Below are 16,920 nucleotides of genomic sequence, written 5' to 3'. Positions count from 1 at the left end.
AATATTCGCCATTTTGCGTATATATTAGCATATGCGAAAGATCAAATCCAAATGGTTACGTTGGTCCTTATGGGGAATTGCCGGGCTGACTCTGGCTTTTTTACTGTTTTACTGGAGTATATACTTCGGTCTTTGGGGGCACATTCCCGGCAGGGAAGAACTGGGAGAGATCGTACAGACCGAAGCATCGGAAGTTTACGGACAGGACGATGAACTCATTGGAAAATACTACCTGTACGACAGGCAGTCCATACCCTTCGATGATATTCCCGAAAACCTCATCAATGCACTGATCGCTACGGAAGACTTTCGTTTTTACGATCACAGCGGTATTGACTTTCGAAGTTTCTTCCGGGTATTCTTCAAAAGTATATTGCTCCGCGACGACTCCTCCGGCGGAGGAAGCACCATTACCCAACAACTTGCCAAAAACCTGTATAAACGTAAAAATTACGGGCGCCTGGGGATCGCGGTAAACAAAATACGCGAAATGATTATTGCAAGACGCATAGAAAAAGTCTATGACAAGGATGAAATCCTGACACTTTATCTCAATACGGTCCCGTTTAGTGATAATACATACGGCATAGAAAGTGCTTCATACAAATTCTTCGGAAAAAGGGCGCGACTGCTCACGATAGATGAGGCCGCAACCCTGGTGGGGATGCTCAAGGCCAACTATTATTACAATCCCAGGCTATTCCCGGATAAAAGCCAGATACGCCGGAATACGGTACTACACCAGATGGTAAAGTATGAGTATCTCGACAAAGATGTGTACGACAGTCTGAAATCCGTCTCTACCGAACTGAAATATACGGCATATACGCATGACGAGGGTATTGCCCCATATTTCCGCGAACAGGTAAAGAAAGAGGTAGAAGCCTGGTGCAAGGCAAACCCGGACGCGGAAGGAAATACATACGACATTTATCGCGACGGACTCCGCATATACACCACAATGGATACCGGAATGCAGGCTTACGCCGAAGCAGCCATGCAGGAACACCTTTCCGCATTGCAGGAGCAGTTCGAAAAAAGCTATGGCCAAAGAGCTCCGTGGAATACCGACTCAAAGGTTGCCGGTGAGGCCGTAAAAAAATCACCACAATACCTCTCGCTGCAACAAAAGGGCTGGGACGAAAAAAAGATCATGGACTCCCTGAGCAAACCCCGGAAAATAGAACTTTTTGACTGGAAAGAAAATACGATCTCAGACGGCAGTACAATAGACAGTATAAAACATTACCTGAAATTCCTCAATACGGGGATGATCAGTGTGGACCCTCATACCGGTGCCATACGCACGTGGATAGGCGGTATCAACTACAAGTATTTCAAATACGACCACGTGAGACAGAGCAAGCGGCAGGTGGGTTCTACTTTTAAACCTATCGTATATACCGCCGCCCTCGAAAAGGGGCTTCCGCCCTGTGCTTACTTTTCTCCGAAAAAAGTGGTCTATGAAGAATATGATGGCTGGAGCCCTTCGAATGCCAACGATAAGGAAGAGGAGGAGCACGTCAGTTACTCCATCAAATACGCACTGAGCCGATCCATCAATACGGTAGCCGTTAAAGTACTCGATTATGCCGGTATCCCCAATGCCATAGCCATGGCTAAAAAAATGGGAATCGTCTCCCCATTACCGGAAGTGCCATCACTTGCTTTGGGAACAGCAGGCATCAGCGTGGAGGAAATGGCAGGTGCTTACACCTCTTATGTCAATAAAGGGAAGCCTGTAAAGCCCTATTTCATTACCCGTATCGAAGATAACGATGGTAATGTGCTGGTGGAATTTGAGCCTGAGAACACTGCCAAACCCGCATTTTCGGAGCATACCCGCCAGGTGATGCTCGAAATCATGAAAGCAACCGTAAATGAAGGAACTGCCTCGAGATTACGGTATTCCTATAAACTGCAAAATGCCATTGCAGGGAAGACCGGGACTACACAGTCCAATAAGGATGGCTGGTTTGTAGGGATCACCCCGAACCTCGTCACCGTAACCTGGGTAGGATCGGATGATCACCGTATCGGGTTCCGGAGTACCAGTATGGGCCAGGGAGCCAATTCTGCTCTACCTGTTTTTGCACGCTTTCTCCGGAAGATGAACCAGGATAGTACATACACCCGCTACACGGCCGCAAGCTTCCCTCCGACGTATGCTACCGTGATGGAAGAACTCAACTGTGACAATATCAGGGAAGATACCTTCCTGGAGAAAATATTCGGGAATTCCGATGTCGTCCGGAAAAAGGAGATCCGGGAAGAAAAGAAAGAGAAAAAGAAGAAAAAAGAAGGTTTCTTCAAACGACTTTTCAAACGGAAGAAAAAGGACAAAGAATAGCTCAAAAGCGGATATCGCAGACCAGTATGATATCCGCTTTTCCTTTTTTTGGCCTTATCCCCCGGAGGAAGACAGGCAGAACACATGTAATTATAGTTTTACAATCTCTCCGTCCGTAATCGCATAGACGGGTTTACCTTCCCTCGCCAGAAAGAAATACCCGGGCCTGCCAATATACAACCCCTCGGACAGGTTCCCTTTTTCCTCCAGCACCAGTAAGGGGAGATTCGTTTTTTCCCGGCCTTCCGTGTTCTTCACCCGGATCGCAGCATATCCTTTTTTGAGCAGGGACATCGCTTCTTCCGGATTGATGTCGCGTACAGACTGAAAAGTTTTCTCATACACCTTACCTGGCATCCAGGTGTACCCGGATGCGTCGAGTTCTTTGTAACCGTAAAATACGGAAAGATCTCCAAGATCTGTAATACGCGGACGTTCCTCTCCGCTACGGATATTGATATCGGTTTTGAAATGCTCCCCGTTCCTGCCGATAACGTCTACATTGCGTATCAGCAGATCGGTCAGTTTAGAATCGTTGTCCGGTATACGGAAATAATCGTCCGTATCGTATTTTTCATACGCTCCGGAAGCAATGCTTTCGAGGGCATGGAGGATCACGGCAAAATTCAGCTTCCGTATGTATTGTTTCTCGGGATCATCCGGGTAACCTCCCGACTCGATGAGGATGGTACTGGTGCCCCATTTCTGAAAGTTATCGCCAAAAGCGCGGGGTTCGAACGTGTCGTCGTACTTACCTACGCCGCCTGGTATATACAACTGAAGCAGTTCGTCCATAGCCACAATGACCTGCATAGCCTTTTTGCGTACGGCATTGATCTCACGTTCGCGGTTATACGCGGGGGCCAGTACCGAGATCGTGGCCGGTGTAGCCGTGCCCGAAACGTTGTAATAAATGTTCTGGTCGTGAAGGTTAAAGCCAAATTCCGGAAGTACCCGGCTTCTCGCCTCTCCCAGGATCACGGATTCCGGGGCAGCGGCGCGAACAGCGTCACGGTTCAGGTCAAAATCATAACTGTTCCTTCTCCGGAAACGTTCGGCTCCGTCCGGATTGAGCATCGGTATAAAATAAAGGGTAAGGTGTTCGTTCAAAGCATTACGAAGATCGTCAAAACCGTCATTACGTCCTTCCAGAAAATTAAAGATATCGAAGAGGGCCATGGTGGCCGTGCTCTCGTTGCCGTGCATCTGTGACCACAACATTACCTTGGTCTTACCGCCACCGCTCTGCAATTGGTAAATAGCTCTGCCTTCTACCGACGCTCCGAGTTTGCTGACTTCAAACAGACCGTTTCCTTCACGTTTCCGGATGAGCGGTTCTATATCGGCGTGGGTAAATTGTCTTTGTGTAATACTTTTCTCCCGGTACGTATCGAAAGCCTTATCCAGCTCTTCCCGGGCTGTCCGGCGCTCCTGCTGGCCGCTCAGGCTCCAGCCCCACAATACCAATAACGGCAGCAGTACAAAAGATCTTTTCATCAGGTCGTTAATTTTGAGTTATACAGGATACCCGCTCCGCTCCCGAACAAAAAACGGTCAGGCTACCGTAAAGGCTTTCTGATAGATAGCTTCATACAGCGGAACGATCTGCCCGATATCGAATTTGGTGGCTTCTTCCCGGGCATTTTTCTTGAATATATTAAGCCTGTTTTCGTCCTTCAGCAGTCCTATGGCATTCTCGGCCATGCTCTGCACGTCGCCAACATCGCTTAAAAAACCGGTTACTCCTTGCCTGTTTACTTCCGGTATTCCACCGGTATTACTGGATATCACAGGAACACCGTTCGCCATGGCTTCCAACGCCACGAGCCCGAAACTTTCGGTTTCGGAAGGCAATAAAAAGAGGTCGGAGAAACAGAGTATGCGATCTATTTCATTACTGTTACCCAGGTACAGCACTTTCTCCGGTATGCCCAGCTCTTCACACAGCAGTTCCGCTCCTTCTTTTTCGGGGCCCTCACCGATCATCAGTAGTTTTGCCGGTATTTCCTTCTGTACCTCATAAAACACCCGGATCACATCCCGGATGCGTTTCACTTTCCGGAAATTACTGATGTGGGTTATGATCCGTTCCCCTTCTCCCGCCATCATGCTCCTGCGGCAATCTTCGAACGTTTTGCTGTACTTGCTCATATCTATAAAATTGGGCACAACATGAATATCTTTTTTTACATCAAAAAGACGCAGGGTATCTTCGCGAAGGCTCTCCGAAACAGAAGTAACCACGTCGGATTTATTGATGCTGAACGTCACTGCAGGTTTGTAGAAAGGATGGCTTCCTACCAGAGTGATATCCGTACCGTGCAAGGTAGTCACCATGGGGATACTGATTCCCTCTTCTGCCAGCATCTGCTTTGCCATATATCCGGCATACGCATGAGGGATGGCATAATGTACGTGTAGAACTTCGATCTTGTGAAGCTTTACCATATCCACCAGCTTACTGGACAAGGCCAGTTCGTAAGGCTGATAGTGGAACAGCGGGTATTTGGGTACATGAACTTCATGGAAGTGGATGTTACTGTTCAGTAAAGCCAGGCGTACGGGTTGCCTGTAGGTTATAAAGTGTACTTCGTGCCCCCTGTTGGCCAGGGCTATTCCCAACTCGGTCGCCACTACGCCGCTTCCCCCGAACGTAGGGTAACATACTATAGCTATTTTCATGTGTGTCTTCTTTTTGATTCTGTACGGGGTCCGCTGTTCTCTTAGTTCTTCAGAGCATCGTAAATCACCCCGAGGATTTCGGTCCTCGTCCCCATAGTTATGAGTTTTCTGTTGCTCGCCGTGGGGTAGGTACGATTGGACAGGAAAACATATACCAGTTCGTTTTCCGGGTCTGCCCATGCGTAAGTTCCCGTAAAACCGGAATGGGAAAAACAGCTTTTAGGCACCCTGTCGTACATCTTTTTACCGAGGCTTTCCGGCCGGGGTTTATCAAACCCAAGCCCCCGTTCTACGCCTTTGTTGCAATAGTAACAGGTATTAAATTCGTCTACCGTTCCTTCGGCAAAATAATTTTTCCCTCCGTAATATCCCTTCTGCAGAAACATCTGCATGATCTTGGCAATATCATTCGCATCCGAAAACAGCCCGGCATGTCCGGACACTCCGCCTTTCATAGCCGCAGCCATATCGTGCACATATCCCTGCACTACCTCATGCCGGAAATAATCATCGGCTTCCGAGGGCACGATCTGCTCCTTTCTCACTCCTCGCTCCAGAGGATTAAACATCGTACGATTGGCTCCCAGCGGGCTGTAGACCAATGCATCTGCCAGCGAATCCAGGGTAGCCGAATAGGTTTTCTCTGCGGATTTCTGCAACATAAAATAGCCGAGATCGCTGTAACGGTATTCTTTTTTGGACAGGAGATCACTATCTACGATATTCTGAAATATCGAGTCTTTATAATCTTCCCGCATATACAGGTGTTCCGTTACTTTGACGTTAAACTTCCCCTGCGGGGTTTTGCTGTAGTATTTCTCCAGTGGCATGTGGGTATCCTTATCCAGTGTATACCGGTAAAAGGGAATCCACGGTTTTACCCTGGCGTAATGGAGCAACAGGTCTTTAACCGTTAGATCCTGTTTGTTGGTCCCCTTGAGTTCGGGCAGGATACTGCCCAATGTCGAGTCTATGGCAATTTTACCTTCATCCTGCATTTTCATGACCACGGGGAGCGTAGCCAGTATCTTGGTCAGTGATGCCACATCGTAGAGATCATCATTCCGTACCGGTGTATTCCCGGTGTACGTATGTCTTCCGAAGCTCTTATGATACACCACGGTGCCCTTCCGGGCAACGAGGACCTGGGCTCCCGGCATAGCCAGTACCTTAATGGCATCTTTGGTAATGGAATCGATCTTTTTCAGGATATCCGAGTCCATTCCGACGCTTTCCGGAATGCCATATTGCAATCTTCCGAGCGGTACGGTTTCTATCCCTGTATTGACCAGAAGCTCCTTATTGGCTGTAACGGGAAGGGTTCCCCGTGCTCCTATGGCACCGAAGATCACTTCAGCGGCTTTCTGCTGTGCGACAGGGCTGTTCTGATAAGCCACTACAATGCTTTCTATAGGCTCCAGCGTACTCAACTTCAGTAAGCTGTATGGTTTTACAAATGTGGTGAGGACGACGCGCTTCTTTTTGGCAATCTCCAAAAGCCAGCTAAGTTCTTTTACTGTAAAATCATGAGACTTCCACGGAGAGGCATTGGATCTGTGGTGCCCTATGATAACGGTATTATAGGGCTCCAGGTTTTTAAGAAGTTCCTCGGGTGTATTCCCCGTAATATAATCTACCCGGGTGTAAAGATTTAACGTATTTAAAAAATCACCTCCCCGGTCATCACCGAAATGCACATATGCAATTTTCTTATTTTCCAGTTCCTTCAGCGGAAGTATGCTGTCCTGATTTTTTGCCACCGTAATGGCCATAGCATACACTTCGGCTTCCAGCATACTGTCTCTGCGGGTGTTCAGATCTTCATAGAGATTTTCGGTCTTTATCGGGGCATACTTATGTAAGCCTGCTTTGTACTTTGCCTTTAATATCTTCTTCACGGAATAGGCCAGCCGCTCTTCGGTGATTTCTCCTTTCTCATACGCCTCGGTAAGTTTCAGGCTCGCTTTGGGAACATCGAGAGACATCACCAACATATCATTTCCGGCCATAAAGGCTGCGAGGTCTATATCTCCGGGTGTTGTAAAGTTGGATGCCCCTTTCATGTTGAGTGCATCAGTAAAGATCAGGCCTTTAAAGCCCAGTTCCTCCCTGAGCAGCCCCGTAATAATATTCCGCGATATGGAAGACGGGTATCCCGATCGCGATTCCAGTGCGGGAACGTCGAGATGTGCCACCATCACACTTTCGAGGTTTTCGGAGATCAGACGATTGTAGGGGTACAGTTCGACATTGGATATCCTCGTTTTACTGAAGGAAATAACAGGTAGTGTTTTGTGAGAATCAGTCTGGGTATCGCCATGTCCCGGGAAGTGCTTGCCACAGGCCAAAACACCGGCATTGCGCATTCCACGGGCAAAAGCAGCCCCTTTTTCGGCTACGTTAAACTTGTCTTCTCCGAAAGACCTGTTTCCTATAATAGGATTTTCCGGATTGGTATTGATATCGATATCGGGGGCAAAATTGATATGTACGCCAAGCCTTCGGGCATGTTTTCCGATCTGGTATCCCACCTGCTCGATGAGTTTGTTATCTTTTACCGCCCCAAGCGTCATATTCCAGGGATAAGCAAATGTGGAATCGAGCCGCATGGCCAGCCCCCATTCGGCATCCATACCGACCATAAGCGGAACTTTTGAGGTCGCTTGAAGTTTGTTGGTAAGCAGTGCCTGCTGATACGGATTGCCTTTAAAGAAAATTACACCTCCGACATGATATTCACGGATGAGCTTTTCTGCTTTTTCAATTTGTTTCTCTCCTTTTTCCGGAAAAATATCTATCATAAACAACTGTCCGACTTTTTCTTTCAGCGTCATTTTTTTATAGATACTATCCACCCATTTTTGCTGCAGATATTCATTACCTACCGATAAAGGATCTGTTTCCTGTGCAAGACACCAAACCGGAAGGAGAAGCAGCAACACCAAAATTTTCTTCATAAATCACCTTGTTTTCTGGAAAACACAGGCAAGATACGGTTATATCGCTAAATTAAAAAGACAAAATTACTGACAGGATTATTAACAATACCTACAGGTGTGTTCAAACACTTTTATGAAACAGGCAAAACTAAAAGCATTAAAACACTGTAAATAAAAAACTTAAACACGACCCACACCGTTACCGAAAGCAGCTTCCGGAAGGCTTCACCGGTGTAAAGGGGAAAGAAAAAGTCCCGCCAAAGCGGGACCTGAAAAGTATTATTTTACAAAACGGGAATGCCAGCTTTCTTCGGCAGGCACCTCCCAGTGTTCCTCATACTCCTGCTTGGTAGCTACCAGGTTGTTAAATACGATGGTCTTTCCGGACACGGCGCGGTCCTTGGCCATTTTCCTGAATTCTATCAATGGTTTATAGGCGATGTATTCGCCCTGCTTGTAGGACACATTCATTTTATCCAGCAGATCTACATCATACGCTTTCTCCAATTCCTGAATAAAATGCACCGAGGCATCGATAGAACATCCGGAAGCAGCATGTACTTCCTGGTTCAGGCCGATAACGATAAAACGGTTGTAGCGTATTTCAAATCCGGCCTGAAGGGCAGTTCCATGCGCCGTCCATGCTTTCAGAAAAGTTTCTACCCTGGTATTGAGTTCTGCCAGTTCTTCTTCCGTAAAACTACGGTTCGCCTGATATATCCATATCCGAGATGTCTCCGGAAGGTCACTAAAGGGAATATACATAAATAATGGAATTTTCGGTTTGAGTTATGACTGAGCCATCCGCTACGTGCCCCGTAAGTTTATCATGATAAAAAACTACGAATGGCCATACCGGTAGGGCTAACAAAATGAGACTTTAAAGGTCTTCTGCATTGGCGATGAGTTCCGCAACATCCATCACCCCGACTTCAGCTTCTTTTTCTTTTCCTTTCACACCATCGGTCAGCATGGTATTACAAAAGGGGCAACCTGCTGCGATGATATCAGGCTGTGTCTCCAGGGCCTGTTCAGTTCTTTCGATATTGACGTCCTTATCTCCTTTTTCAGGCTCCTTGAACATCTGGGCTCCTCCCGCGCCACAGCAAAGGCCTGCTTTTTTGCATTTACGCATTTCCACCAGTTCCACATCCAGTTTGCGGATAAGGTCACGCGGAGCCTCATATACTCCGTTGGCACGACCGAGATAACAGGGATCGTGATAGGTGATCTTTTTCCCTTTGAACTTCCCGCCTTCGATGGCCAGTCTTCCTTCTTCCAATAGGGATTTTAAAAACTGGGTATGGTGCATCACCTCATAGTTTCCTCCGAGAGATGGATATTCGTTCTTCAACGTATTGAAACAATGCGGACAAGCCGTCACTATCTTCTTGATTTCGTATGCATTGAGCACCTCTATATTGGTCACGGCCTGCATCTGGAAGAGAAATTCGTTACCCGCTCTTTTGGCAGGGTCTCCCGTGCAGCTTTCTTCCGTTCCGAGCACCGCAAATTCCACCCCGGCTTTGTCGAGTAATTTTACCAGTGCTTTGGTAATCTTCTTCGCCCTGTCATCGAAACTTCCGGCACATCCGACCCAAAACAAAACTTCGGGCTGTTTTCCTTCCGCCATCATTTCGGCCATGGTAGGTACTTTTATCATAGATTACGGTTTTAGAACTGCGGTTTATGATTGCAGAAATTCTCCGTACGATCATAAACCGCACTTACTGTACTGTTTAGTCGTGTTCTCCGTCATCGAATACTTCGATGGTCACTTCTTTTTCTATAAGATCGGTAAATTTACCGTTATATCGCGTGGCCCGTACCAGATGATTATCGATCCAATGATAATTTCCTCCTCTGGGTTTTCCCATCAACAAGCCATGATATTTAAACCCGTGTTTATCCAGCCATTCTTCGGTCACCTTTCTGTGATCTTCCGTACGGGAAGTGAAAAAGGTTATCACGTGTCCCTCTTCATACCATTTGTTCAGCGTTGCAAGGGCATCCGGAAACGGTTCGCAGGTCGCCATTCTTTCCGGTTCTTCATTAGGCACATCTTCGGTTACTGTTCCGTCGATATCAATGAGGTAATTTTTAATTCCCTCGGGCAATACCGGACTCACATGCTCACCTGCTTCTACTTTGTCGTGCAACAGCCTTTCTACGTCTTCCTTTTTCATAGTTTCTGTGTCCTTCACGGACTCATTTGGATTGGTTATACTTTGTTTACTTGTTATTATTCATTTTTCCAGTTCAACCTGTCCATCTGGTTATAAGGCCAGGGGGCGCCATTGTTTTCTATATTGGTCATCATGTTATTCAGTTCTGCCGGAGCTGCAGATTGCTCCATCACCAGATAACGTCTCATATCCAATATAATAGACAGCGGATTGATACTCACCGGGCAGGCCTCCACACAGGCATTACACGATGTACATGCCCACAGTTCTTCCCTGGTGATATAATCATCCAGCAACGACTTATTGTCTGCTACAAAAGTACCATTATTATCTATATTTTTACCAACTTCCTCAAGTCTATCCCGGGTATCCATCATGATTTTCCTGGGAGACAATTTTTTACCTGTCTGGTTTGCCGGACACTCACTGGTACATCTTCCACATTCGGTACAGGTATAGGCACCGAGCAATTGCACCCAACTGAGATCGGCCACATCGGATGCCCCGAACTTTTCCGGGGCGGCAGTATCTCCTTCCGCCGGGGCGGCAAAGGGATCGGCATTAGGATCCATCATCAGCTTCACCTCATTGGTAACCGATTCCAGGTTATCCATTTCCCCTTTGGGTTTCAGACTGGCAAAATAGGTATTCGGAAAAGCGAGTAATATATGTAAATGCTTGGAGTAATAGAGATAGTTCAGAAAGATGAGTATCCCGGTGATGTGAAGCCACCAGGCACTTCGCTCTATCGTGTAAAGTACAGACTGTGGTAAGCCTTCAAATAATGGTGCAATAATACCGCTCACCACATTTCCGGACTGCATTTGCTGAAAAGGCACATCCGTGGCGTTCATCACCAGGAACAGTATCATAAGTACCATTTCGAAGTAGAGGATAAAATTCCCGTCATGCTTCGGCCATCCTTTCATTTCCGGCTTCCAGAAACGCTGTAAGCGAATCATATTACGCCGTATCCAGAATACGATCACAGACACCAGCACCAACAAGGCCAGTACCTCAAAGGAACCGATAAGAAAACCATAAAACCCTCCGAGAAATTCAAAAATCCGGTGTGTTCCGAAAAGACCGTCTATAATGATCTCCAAAACTTCGATATTGATAATAATAAACCCCAGATAAACTATAATATGCAGGATTCCCGCTACGGGCCTTACCACCATTTTCTGCTGTCCCAATGCAATCCGGGCCATATTTCTGAAACGCTCCGGTTTGTTATCCGACCTATCCGTCGCTTTTCCCATTCGAATATTACGAATCAGCTTTCTGACATTCCTGACAAAAAAGAATATCCCTGCAAAAAGGATTACGGCAAAAATTATATTAGGTATGACAGCCATTATATATCTGAATTAAAACGCTAACCAACTTCGGTCGCCGGCCTATTGCTCGCCGGTCTCCGTCTCTGTTTCATCTTCATCCGGGACCTCGTAGGGCTTAGGTCGTTTCCCGAAAAGGGAAAAATGGACATACCGCTTGGGATTGAGTTTCATGTCCTGTAAAAGCTGTTCCAGTTGCAAGGAGGCTCCCGTAAGGTTATCGTAGAGTTCCTCGTCTTTCAGCAACTTTCCAACAGAACCTTCCCCGTTTTCCAACCGGGCAACCACCTGGTGAAAACCATTAATGGTTTGCTGAAGTTCTTCCATGGTACGGCCCAGATCGGCATCGGCCAATGTACCCGAAACTTCCTTGAGATTACCACTTAATCCTTCGATATTATCCAGAGAATTATCGAGCTTTTTCTTATTGTCCTGTAAAATCTTATTCAGGGTTACGGAACTTTGCTTGAAATTCTCCGTTATTTCCCTGATATTGGCCACGGTTGATTTCAAATCCCCCGTCATTTCCTCATCCAGCGTCTTGTTTACTCCGGAAAGTACCGAATCGGCATGTTCCAGCATACTGCCGAGCTGCGCTTGTAAAGGTGTCAGTTTCTGAGTAACGAGTTCCGTAAGACCGGGTTTTATAAATGAAGGAAGCGTATCGCCGGAAACAGAATTGGAACTACCGTCAAATACCGGTACGATCTGGATACCTTTACCCCCGATAATCCCCGTATCGAAAAGCACGGCTTTACTGCTTTTGGAAAATTCGAAATCGTTTTCCACGGAAAAGGTCACCAGCAATTTCCCTCGTTCATCCACAAAACGAATATCCAGAATCTTCCCTACCGGGAAACCGTTGATACTCACCGAGGTTCCTGTAGCCAGCCCTCCCACATGGTCATACACAGCATAATAAGTACGGTATGACTTGAAAATGGGGTTGGATTTTAAAAAGCTAAATCCGAGGATGAACAACAATATGCCCCCTAAAACGATGATCGCTGTCTTTAATTCTCTTGATATTTTCAAATGTTTTCACTTTTACGTTGTGAACAAATTTAGAAATAATTTTATTAAGACGCTCTTTAGATTACATATAATAAAAAACGTACTTTTCGCAAAATGTCACGTACAGACTTCTTTTATCCGGGCTCTGACACTTCGGTCCGGACTCCTTAAAACAAGAGGAATACATCGTAAAACGTTCTCTGTCCACTGACAATGCCGTTATCTGCCTTTGCGTGCTTCATCTACCGATATGCGTTCGCCATTGCGGTACGCTACGATATAGGCTTCTTTATATCCCTTTTCTTTGGCCTCTCTCTGGAGTTTTCTGGCTTCTTCGTAATTGGTGGTGTTTCCGTAGAAATACCGGTACACACTTCCGGCCTGCTCCAGTGAGATCGGGTCCAGCCCTCTGAAATTATAACGCTTTGGCTCTATTCTATTGGCTCCTGCAGCGACCTGGACTTTAAACACCACTCCCGAAGCTGGTACAACCCCGGTATCGGGGTCCGGGATCAGGGGCAGGTCATCTACCGCAATATTACTGGTCAGCTCTTTCTTGTATTCGATAATGGCACCGGCGATATTGGCAGCCACTTCCGACTTTCCTTTGGTAGAAGCCAGATAGCTCTTTTCCGTTTTATTGGTAATAAATCCTGTTTCTATAAGCACACTTGGCATAAAGGTCTGGTGCAGCACGATAAACCCGGCCTGCTTAACACCCCGGTTTTTTCTTTTGAGCTTTACCGAAAAATTGTCCTGAAGTTTTTTGGCCAGTTGTATACTTTGCCCGAGAAACTCTTCCTGCATAATGGTGAGCCCGATAACCGACTCCGGGGAATTGATATCATACCCGGCGTAGTTGGCTTCATGATTCTCTTCGAGGTAAATCACCTCGTTTTCCGCTTTGGCCACCTCAAAATTCTGCCGGTTGGCATGCAGACCGAGTACGTAAGTCTCGCTTCCCGAAGCATTGGAATGATGTGCATTACAGTGTACGGAAACAAAAAGATCGGCATTGGCCTCATTGGCGATCTTACCCCGGACGTACAGGTTCACGAATTTGTCGGTCTTCCGGGTATATACCACTTTGATGTCGTCGTATTTTTCGAGTTCCTTACCAATGCGGAGCACAATATCGAGTGCAATGTCCTTTTCATTGACACCGTTGGCCACTTTTCCGGGATCATGGCCGCCATGGCCCGCATCGAGCACTACGGTAAAAACCTTTTTTTTCACTTCTTTTTCCTCATTCCCTCCCCGGAAAGCACTCAACCATACCAATCCGGCTACCAATACCGGGATCAACCAAATCTTTCTTATCATCTGCTTTTGTTTTACGGTAAAAAAACCGCAGTTAACCTATACTTCCTGCACTTCGGACCACGGTGACCAGATAAAACACAGAAAATCAACGAATATATTTCACTGTCCTTTTCCTGCTCCTCTTCCCGCCCGAAAAATATAACCGGTGTAATTCCCTTCGAAGTATTTACAGGCAGGCTCCCAAAAAAAATATAAAATCAAAACTTGTTGCAAGGAATTAGCGTATTTTTTTTACATCTTTGCCTCTGTGAAATACGGGGTATACACCAAAGCCTTGTATGACCAAAGGAATACCAAGCTATATTTTTACAAAAATAGGATTTAAAGCTTTGCAAGCAAACAACCCTTACATACTTTTAATGCTCATTTTACTGTTGAGCCCGTTGTTTCTTTTAGCCCAGGAAACCCCGGTAAAACAGCCTTTAAATATAGCAGCACAAAGAGATTCCACCCAAGTTCCTGTGAGTGAACTACTCCCCGAAGTTCAGATCCGGGATTCTATTATTGCGAACAACATCCTCACCGACAGCATACAGCAAACCGACAGTATCGTACGTGATACCGTCCCGAAAAAGAAAAAAGGCTTTCTCGACGACCAGATCAAATATAAAGCCAAAGATTATCAGAAAACCGTACGAAGCGAAAATAAGATCTATCTTTATAACGAAGCGGAAGTCTATTACCAGGACACCGAACTGAAGGCCGGGATTATTGTTATAGACTACGAAAAAAAAGAGGTCTATGCCGGGCGGATCAAGGATTCCACAGGAACTCTCACCCAGGCACCTTATTTCAAACAGGGAAGCAATATCGTCGAACCGGATTCCATACGGTATAATTTCGACACCCAGAAGGCCCTGATCTGGAATTCCAGATCGGAACAGACCGTGGGTGGTGAAATGAACGTATTTGCGGAGATGACCAAAAAAGAAAATGATTCGGTATATTTCCTCTACGAAGGAAAACTGACCACCTCCAAAAACCTGGACGATCCGGAATATTATATCCGGGTCCGAAAGGCAAAATTTGTTCCCAAGAAAAAAGTTATTGCCGGGTTCAGCAACATGTACATTGCTGACGTGCCCACTCCCATAGCGGTTCCGTTCGCCTATTTCCCCATGTCGGAAAAGAGCAGCGAATCCGGACTTATCTTCCCTACGTTCGGGGAGATCAACGACCGGGGGTATTTTCTTCAGAACGGGGGATATTACTTTGCCGTCAGTGATTATTTCGATCTTGCCGTACTCGGAGATTACTATACCAACGGAAGTTACGGATTCCGTACCGAAACCAACTATGCCGTGCGATACCGTTTCAGAGGGAATTTCAATTTCCGTTTCGAAAACCTCGTACAGGGACAAAAAGGCTTTCCCGATTACAGCCGGGGAACCACCTACAACATTCAGTGGTCGCATTCGCAGGACACCAAGTCCAATCCCAATTCCAGATTTTCCGCAAGTGTAAACCTGGGAAGCAGCCGTTATTACAAGGACTCGTACAACCAGATCAACACAGGGAACTTTATGAACAACACCCTGTCGTCATCGGTTTCCTATTCCAAATCGTTTCCCGGATACCCGGCAGTAAACCTGAGTGTAACGGCCACCCACTCGCAGAACACCAATACGGAAGTTATCAATATGACCCTTCCGACATTACAGGCCAGTGTGGAAAGGATCTATCCTTTTGCTCCCAAATCGGGGATCAAGAAAGGATTTTTCCAGAATATCAACTTCCAGTACAACCTCAGGGCAGAAAACCGGTTCCAGACCACCGACTCCCTCTTCTTCAAAAAAGAGATGTTCGAAACGGCAAAAACCGGCTTCAGGCACAGCATACCGGTCAGTACCAACTTTAAGATCATGAAATACCTCAGCGTATCCACCAGCGTTAACTATGATGAGGTATGGCAACTGAAAACCATTAAAAGAAACGATTACGACGAAGAACTCGGCGAAGCTCCCATCGATACTATCAACGGTTTTGACCGTTTCGGGCAGTACAATTTCAGCGCAAGTCTCGGAACAACACTCTATGGTACTTTCCTTTTTAAAGAAGGCAAAAAGATACAGGCCATACGACACGTGATACGCCCCTCTGTCAGCTATGGTTACACCCCGGGCTTCGACCAGTATTACGACCAGTATATCGCCAATGAAGAAGGGGACGTCAGAGACTACACGAGGTTCGAAGGCGGGGTATACGGAACGCCCGGAAGGGGTAATTCCAACAACATCGGAATATCGATAAGCAATACCCTCGAAGCCAAGGTCGTCGATAAGGATACGACCGCTACGGAGCCTAAAAAAATAACACTACTCAACAACCTCAACTTCTCCACCAGCTACAACATAGCTGCCGATTCCCTGCCCTGGAGCCCGCTGCGGGTTACCGGTGGTATACCATTGTTTGACAATAAAATGACCGTTAATTTCGGGGCTACCTTAGACCCTTACGCCATAGATAACAGCGGAAGACGGATAGAGAAATACAATATAGACAACGGCGGAAGTCTCTTCCGGCTTACCAATGCCAACCTCACCACCAGCTATACGCTGTCCAGTAAAAGCTTTAAAGGAAGCGGAATAGACCGGAAAACAGACAATACCTCCAGCGGAGGAAGGGATGATGATCTTTTCGGTACCAACCAGGATTTCAGCGACGGCAGAATGTTCCCCGATGACGAAGACGAGGATGAGGAAGAAGAAGAAACCAAATTTTACGGGGCAAGCCTGCCCTGGGATCTACGTCTGGCGTATTCCATGACCTATTCCAACGCCAACAGGCAAAACGAAATAAGCAACAACTCCCTGATGTTTTCCGGGAATGTCGAGTTATCCCCGAAATGGAAAGTGGGGGTTTCATCGGGCTATGACTTTAAGAACAAAGGATTCTCCTTCACCCAGTTACGCTTTGAACGCGACCTGGAAAGCTGGCGTATGAATTTTAGCTGGACACCATTTGGTACACGAAACTCCTGGTATTTCTTTATCGGGATCAAAAGCTCCATGCTCAGTGACTTGAAATGGGAGAAAAGACGTGCTCCGGACAGAAACCTGTAACGCATCGCCCGTTACCGGAAGGTCCGT

Annotated in this window: 11 protein-coding genes; 2 read left to right on the top strand and 9 right to left on the bottom strand. The window is 46.5% G+C overall.

Annotated features, from left to right (window positions below; all coding sequences use genetic code 11):
• The first annotated feature begins 31 nt into the window (after positions 1-31).
• Complete coding sequence (locus BT112_RS09720; protein WP_072317178.1) at positions 32-2,350, top strand: penicillin-binding protein 1A; 2,319 nt, start codon at positions 32-34, stop codon at positions 2,348-2,350.
• Positions 2,351-2,440: 90 nt separating this feature from the next.
• Here the strand turns inward: BT112_RS09720 and BT112_RS09715 are convergent, their stop codons facing one another.
• The 9 genes from BT112_RS09715 to BT112_RS09675 all read right to left on the bottom strand — a co-directional run bounded on the left by BT112_RS09715 (position 2,441) and on the right by BT112_RS09675 (position 13,831).
• On the bottom strand, positions 2,441-3,847 hold the full coding sequence (locus BT112_RS09715) for a M14 family zinc carboxypeptidase (RefSeq protein WP_072317177.1): 1,407 nt from the start codon (positions 3,845-3,847) through the stop codon (positions 2,441-2,443).
• 57 nt (positions 3,848-3,904) lie between these two features.
• Positions 3,905-5,032, bottom strand: a complete 1,128-nt coding sequence (gene bshA, locus BT112_RS09710) for an N-acetyl-alpha-D-glucosaminyl L-malate synthase BshA (protein WP_072317176.1) — start codon at positions 5,030-5,032, stop codon at positions 3,905-3,907.
• 41 nt (positions 5,033-5,073) lie between these two features.
• Entirely contained in the window at positions 5,074-7,989 is a 2,916-nt protein-coding gene (locus BT112_RS09705; protein ID WP_072317175.1) for a serine hydrolase domain-containing protein, read from the bottom strand.
• A 261-nt stretch (positions 7,990-8,250) separates the two neighbouring features.
• Positions 8,251-8,736, bottom strand: a complete 486-nt coding sequence (locus BT112_RS09700) for an ABC transporter ATPase (protein ID WP_072317174.1) — start codon at positions 8,734-8,736, stop codon at positions 8,251-8,253.
• A gap of 115 nt (positions 8,737-8,851) precedes the next feature.
• The gene (locus tag BT112_RS09695; RefSeq protein WP_072317173.1) at positions 8,852-9,634 is read right to left on the bottom strand and encodes a (Fe-S)-binding protein; all 783 of its coding nucleotides are present in this window, start codon (positions 9,632-9,634) and stop codon (positions 8,852-8,854) included.
• A gap of 76 nt (positions 9,635-9,710) precedes the next feature.
• Positions 9,711-10,157, bottom strand: coding sequence for an LNS2 domain-containing protein (locus BT112_RS09690; protein ID WP_072317252.1), 447 nt, complete (start codon positions 10,155-10,157; stop codon positions 9,711-9,713).
• Positions 10,158-10,213: 56 nt separating this feature from the next.
• The gene (locus BT112_RS09685) at positions 10,214-11,515 is read right to left on the bottom strand and encodes a 4Fe-4S dicluster domain-containing protein (RefSeq protein ID WP_072317172.1); all 1,302 of its coding nucleotides are present in this window, start codon (positions 11,513-11,515) and stop codon (positions 10,214-10,216) included.
• A gap of 42 nt (positions 11,516-11,557) precedes the next feature.
• Positions 11,558-12,529, bottom strand: a complete 972-nt coding sequence (locus tag BT112_RS09680; RefSeq protein ID WP_072317171.1) for an MlaD family protein — start codon at positions 12,527-12,529, stop codon at positions 11,558-11,560.
• A gap of 198 nt (positions 12,530-12,727) precedes the next feature.
• A complete protein-coding gene (locus BT112_RS09675; protein WP_072317170.1) occupies positions 12,728-13,831 on the bottom strand; it encodes an N-acetylmuramoyl-L-alanine amidase in 1,104 nt (367 codons plus the stop codon).
• A gap of 278 nt (positions 13,832-14,109) precedes the next feature.
• On the opposite strand from BT112_RS09675, the gene BT112_RS09670 reads away from it, so the two are divergent.
• Positions 14,110-16,893: a putative LPS assembly protein LptD gene (locus tag BT112_RS09670; RefSeq protein ID WP_072317169.1), complete on the top strand. Its 2,784-nt coding sequence runs from the start codon at positions 14,110-14,112 to the stop codon at positions 16,891-16,893.
• Positions 16,894-16,920: the final 27 nt, after the last annotated feature.

The sequence above is a fragment of the Sinomicrobium oceani genome (assembly GCF_900119185.1).
GTDB lineage: Bacteria > Bacteroidota > Bacteroidia > Flavobacteriales > Flavobacteriaceae > Sinomicrobium > Sinomicrobium oceani.
Note: the sequence above shows the minus strand (reverse complement) of the source record. Positions and strands in the feature narration are given on the sequence as shown.

Coding starts and splice junctions, on each gene's coding strand:
- BT112_RS09700 (WP_072317174.1), bottom strand. CDS start 8,736: ATGTATATTCCCTTTAGTGACCTTCCGGAGACATCTCGGATATGGATA.
- BT112_RS09705 (WP_072317175.1), bottom strand. CDS start 7,989: ATGAAGAAAATTTTGGTGTTGCTGCTTCTCCTTCCGGTTTGGTGTCTT.
- BT112_RS09675 (WP_072317170.1), bottom strand. CDS start 13,831: ATGATAAGAAAGATTTGGTTGATCCCGGTATTGGTAGCCGGATTGGTA.
- bshA (WP_072317176.1), bottom strand. CDS start 5,032: ATGAAAATAGCTATAGTATGTTACCCTACGTTCGGGGGAAGCGGCGTA.
- BT112_RS09670 (WP_072317169.1), top strand. CDS start 14,110: ATGACCAAAGGAATACCAAGCTATATTTTTACAAAAATAGGATTTAAA.
- BT112_RS09690 (WP_072317252.1), bottom strand. CDS start 10,157: ATGAAAAAGGAAGACGTAGAAAGGCTGTTGCACGACAAAGTAGAAGCA.
- BT112_RS09720 (WP_072317178.1), top strand. CDS start 32: ATGCGAAAGATCAAATCCAAATGGTTACGTTGGTCCTTATGGGGAATT.
- BT112_RS09715 (WP_072317177.1), bottom strand. CDS start 3,847: ATGAAAAGATCTTTTGTACTGCTGCCGTTATTGGTATTGTGGGGCTGG.
- BT112_RS09695 (WP_072317173.1), bottom strand. CDS start 9,634: ATGATAAAAGTACCTACCATGGCCGAAATGATGGCGGAAGGAAAACAG.
- BT112_RS09685 (WP_072317172.1), bottom strand. CDS start 11,515: ATGGCTGTCATACCTAATATAATTTTTGCCGTAATCCTTTTTGCAGGG.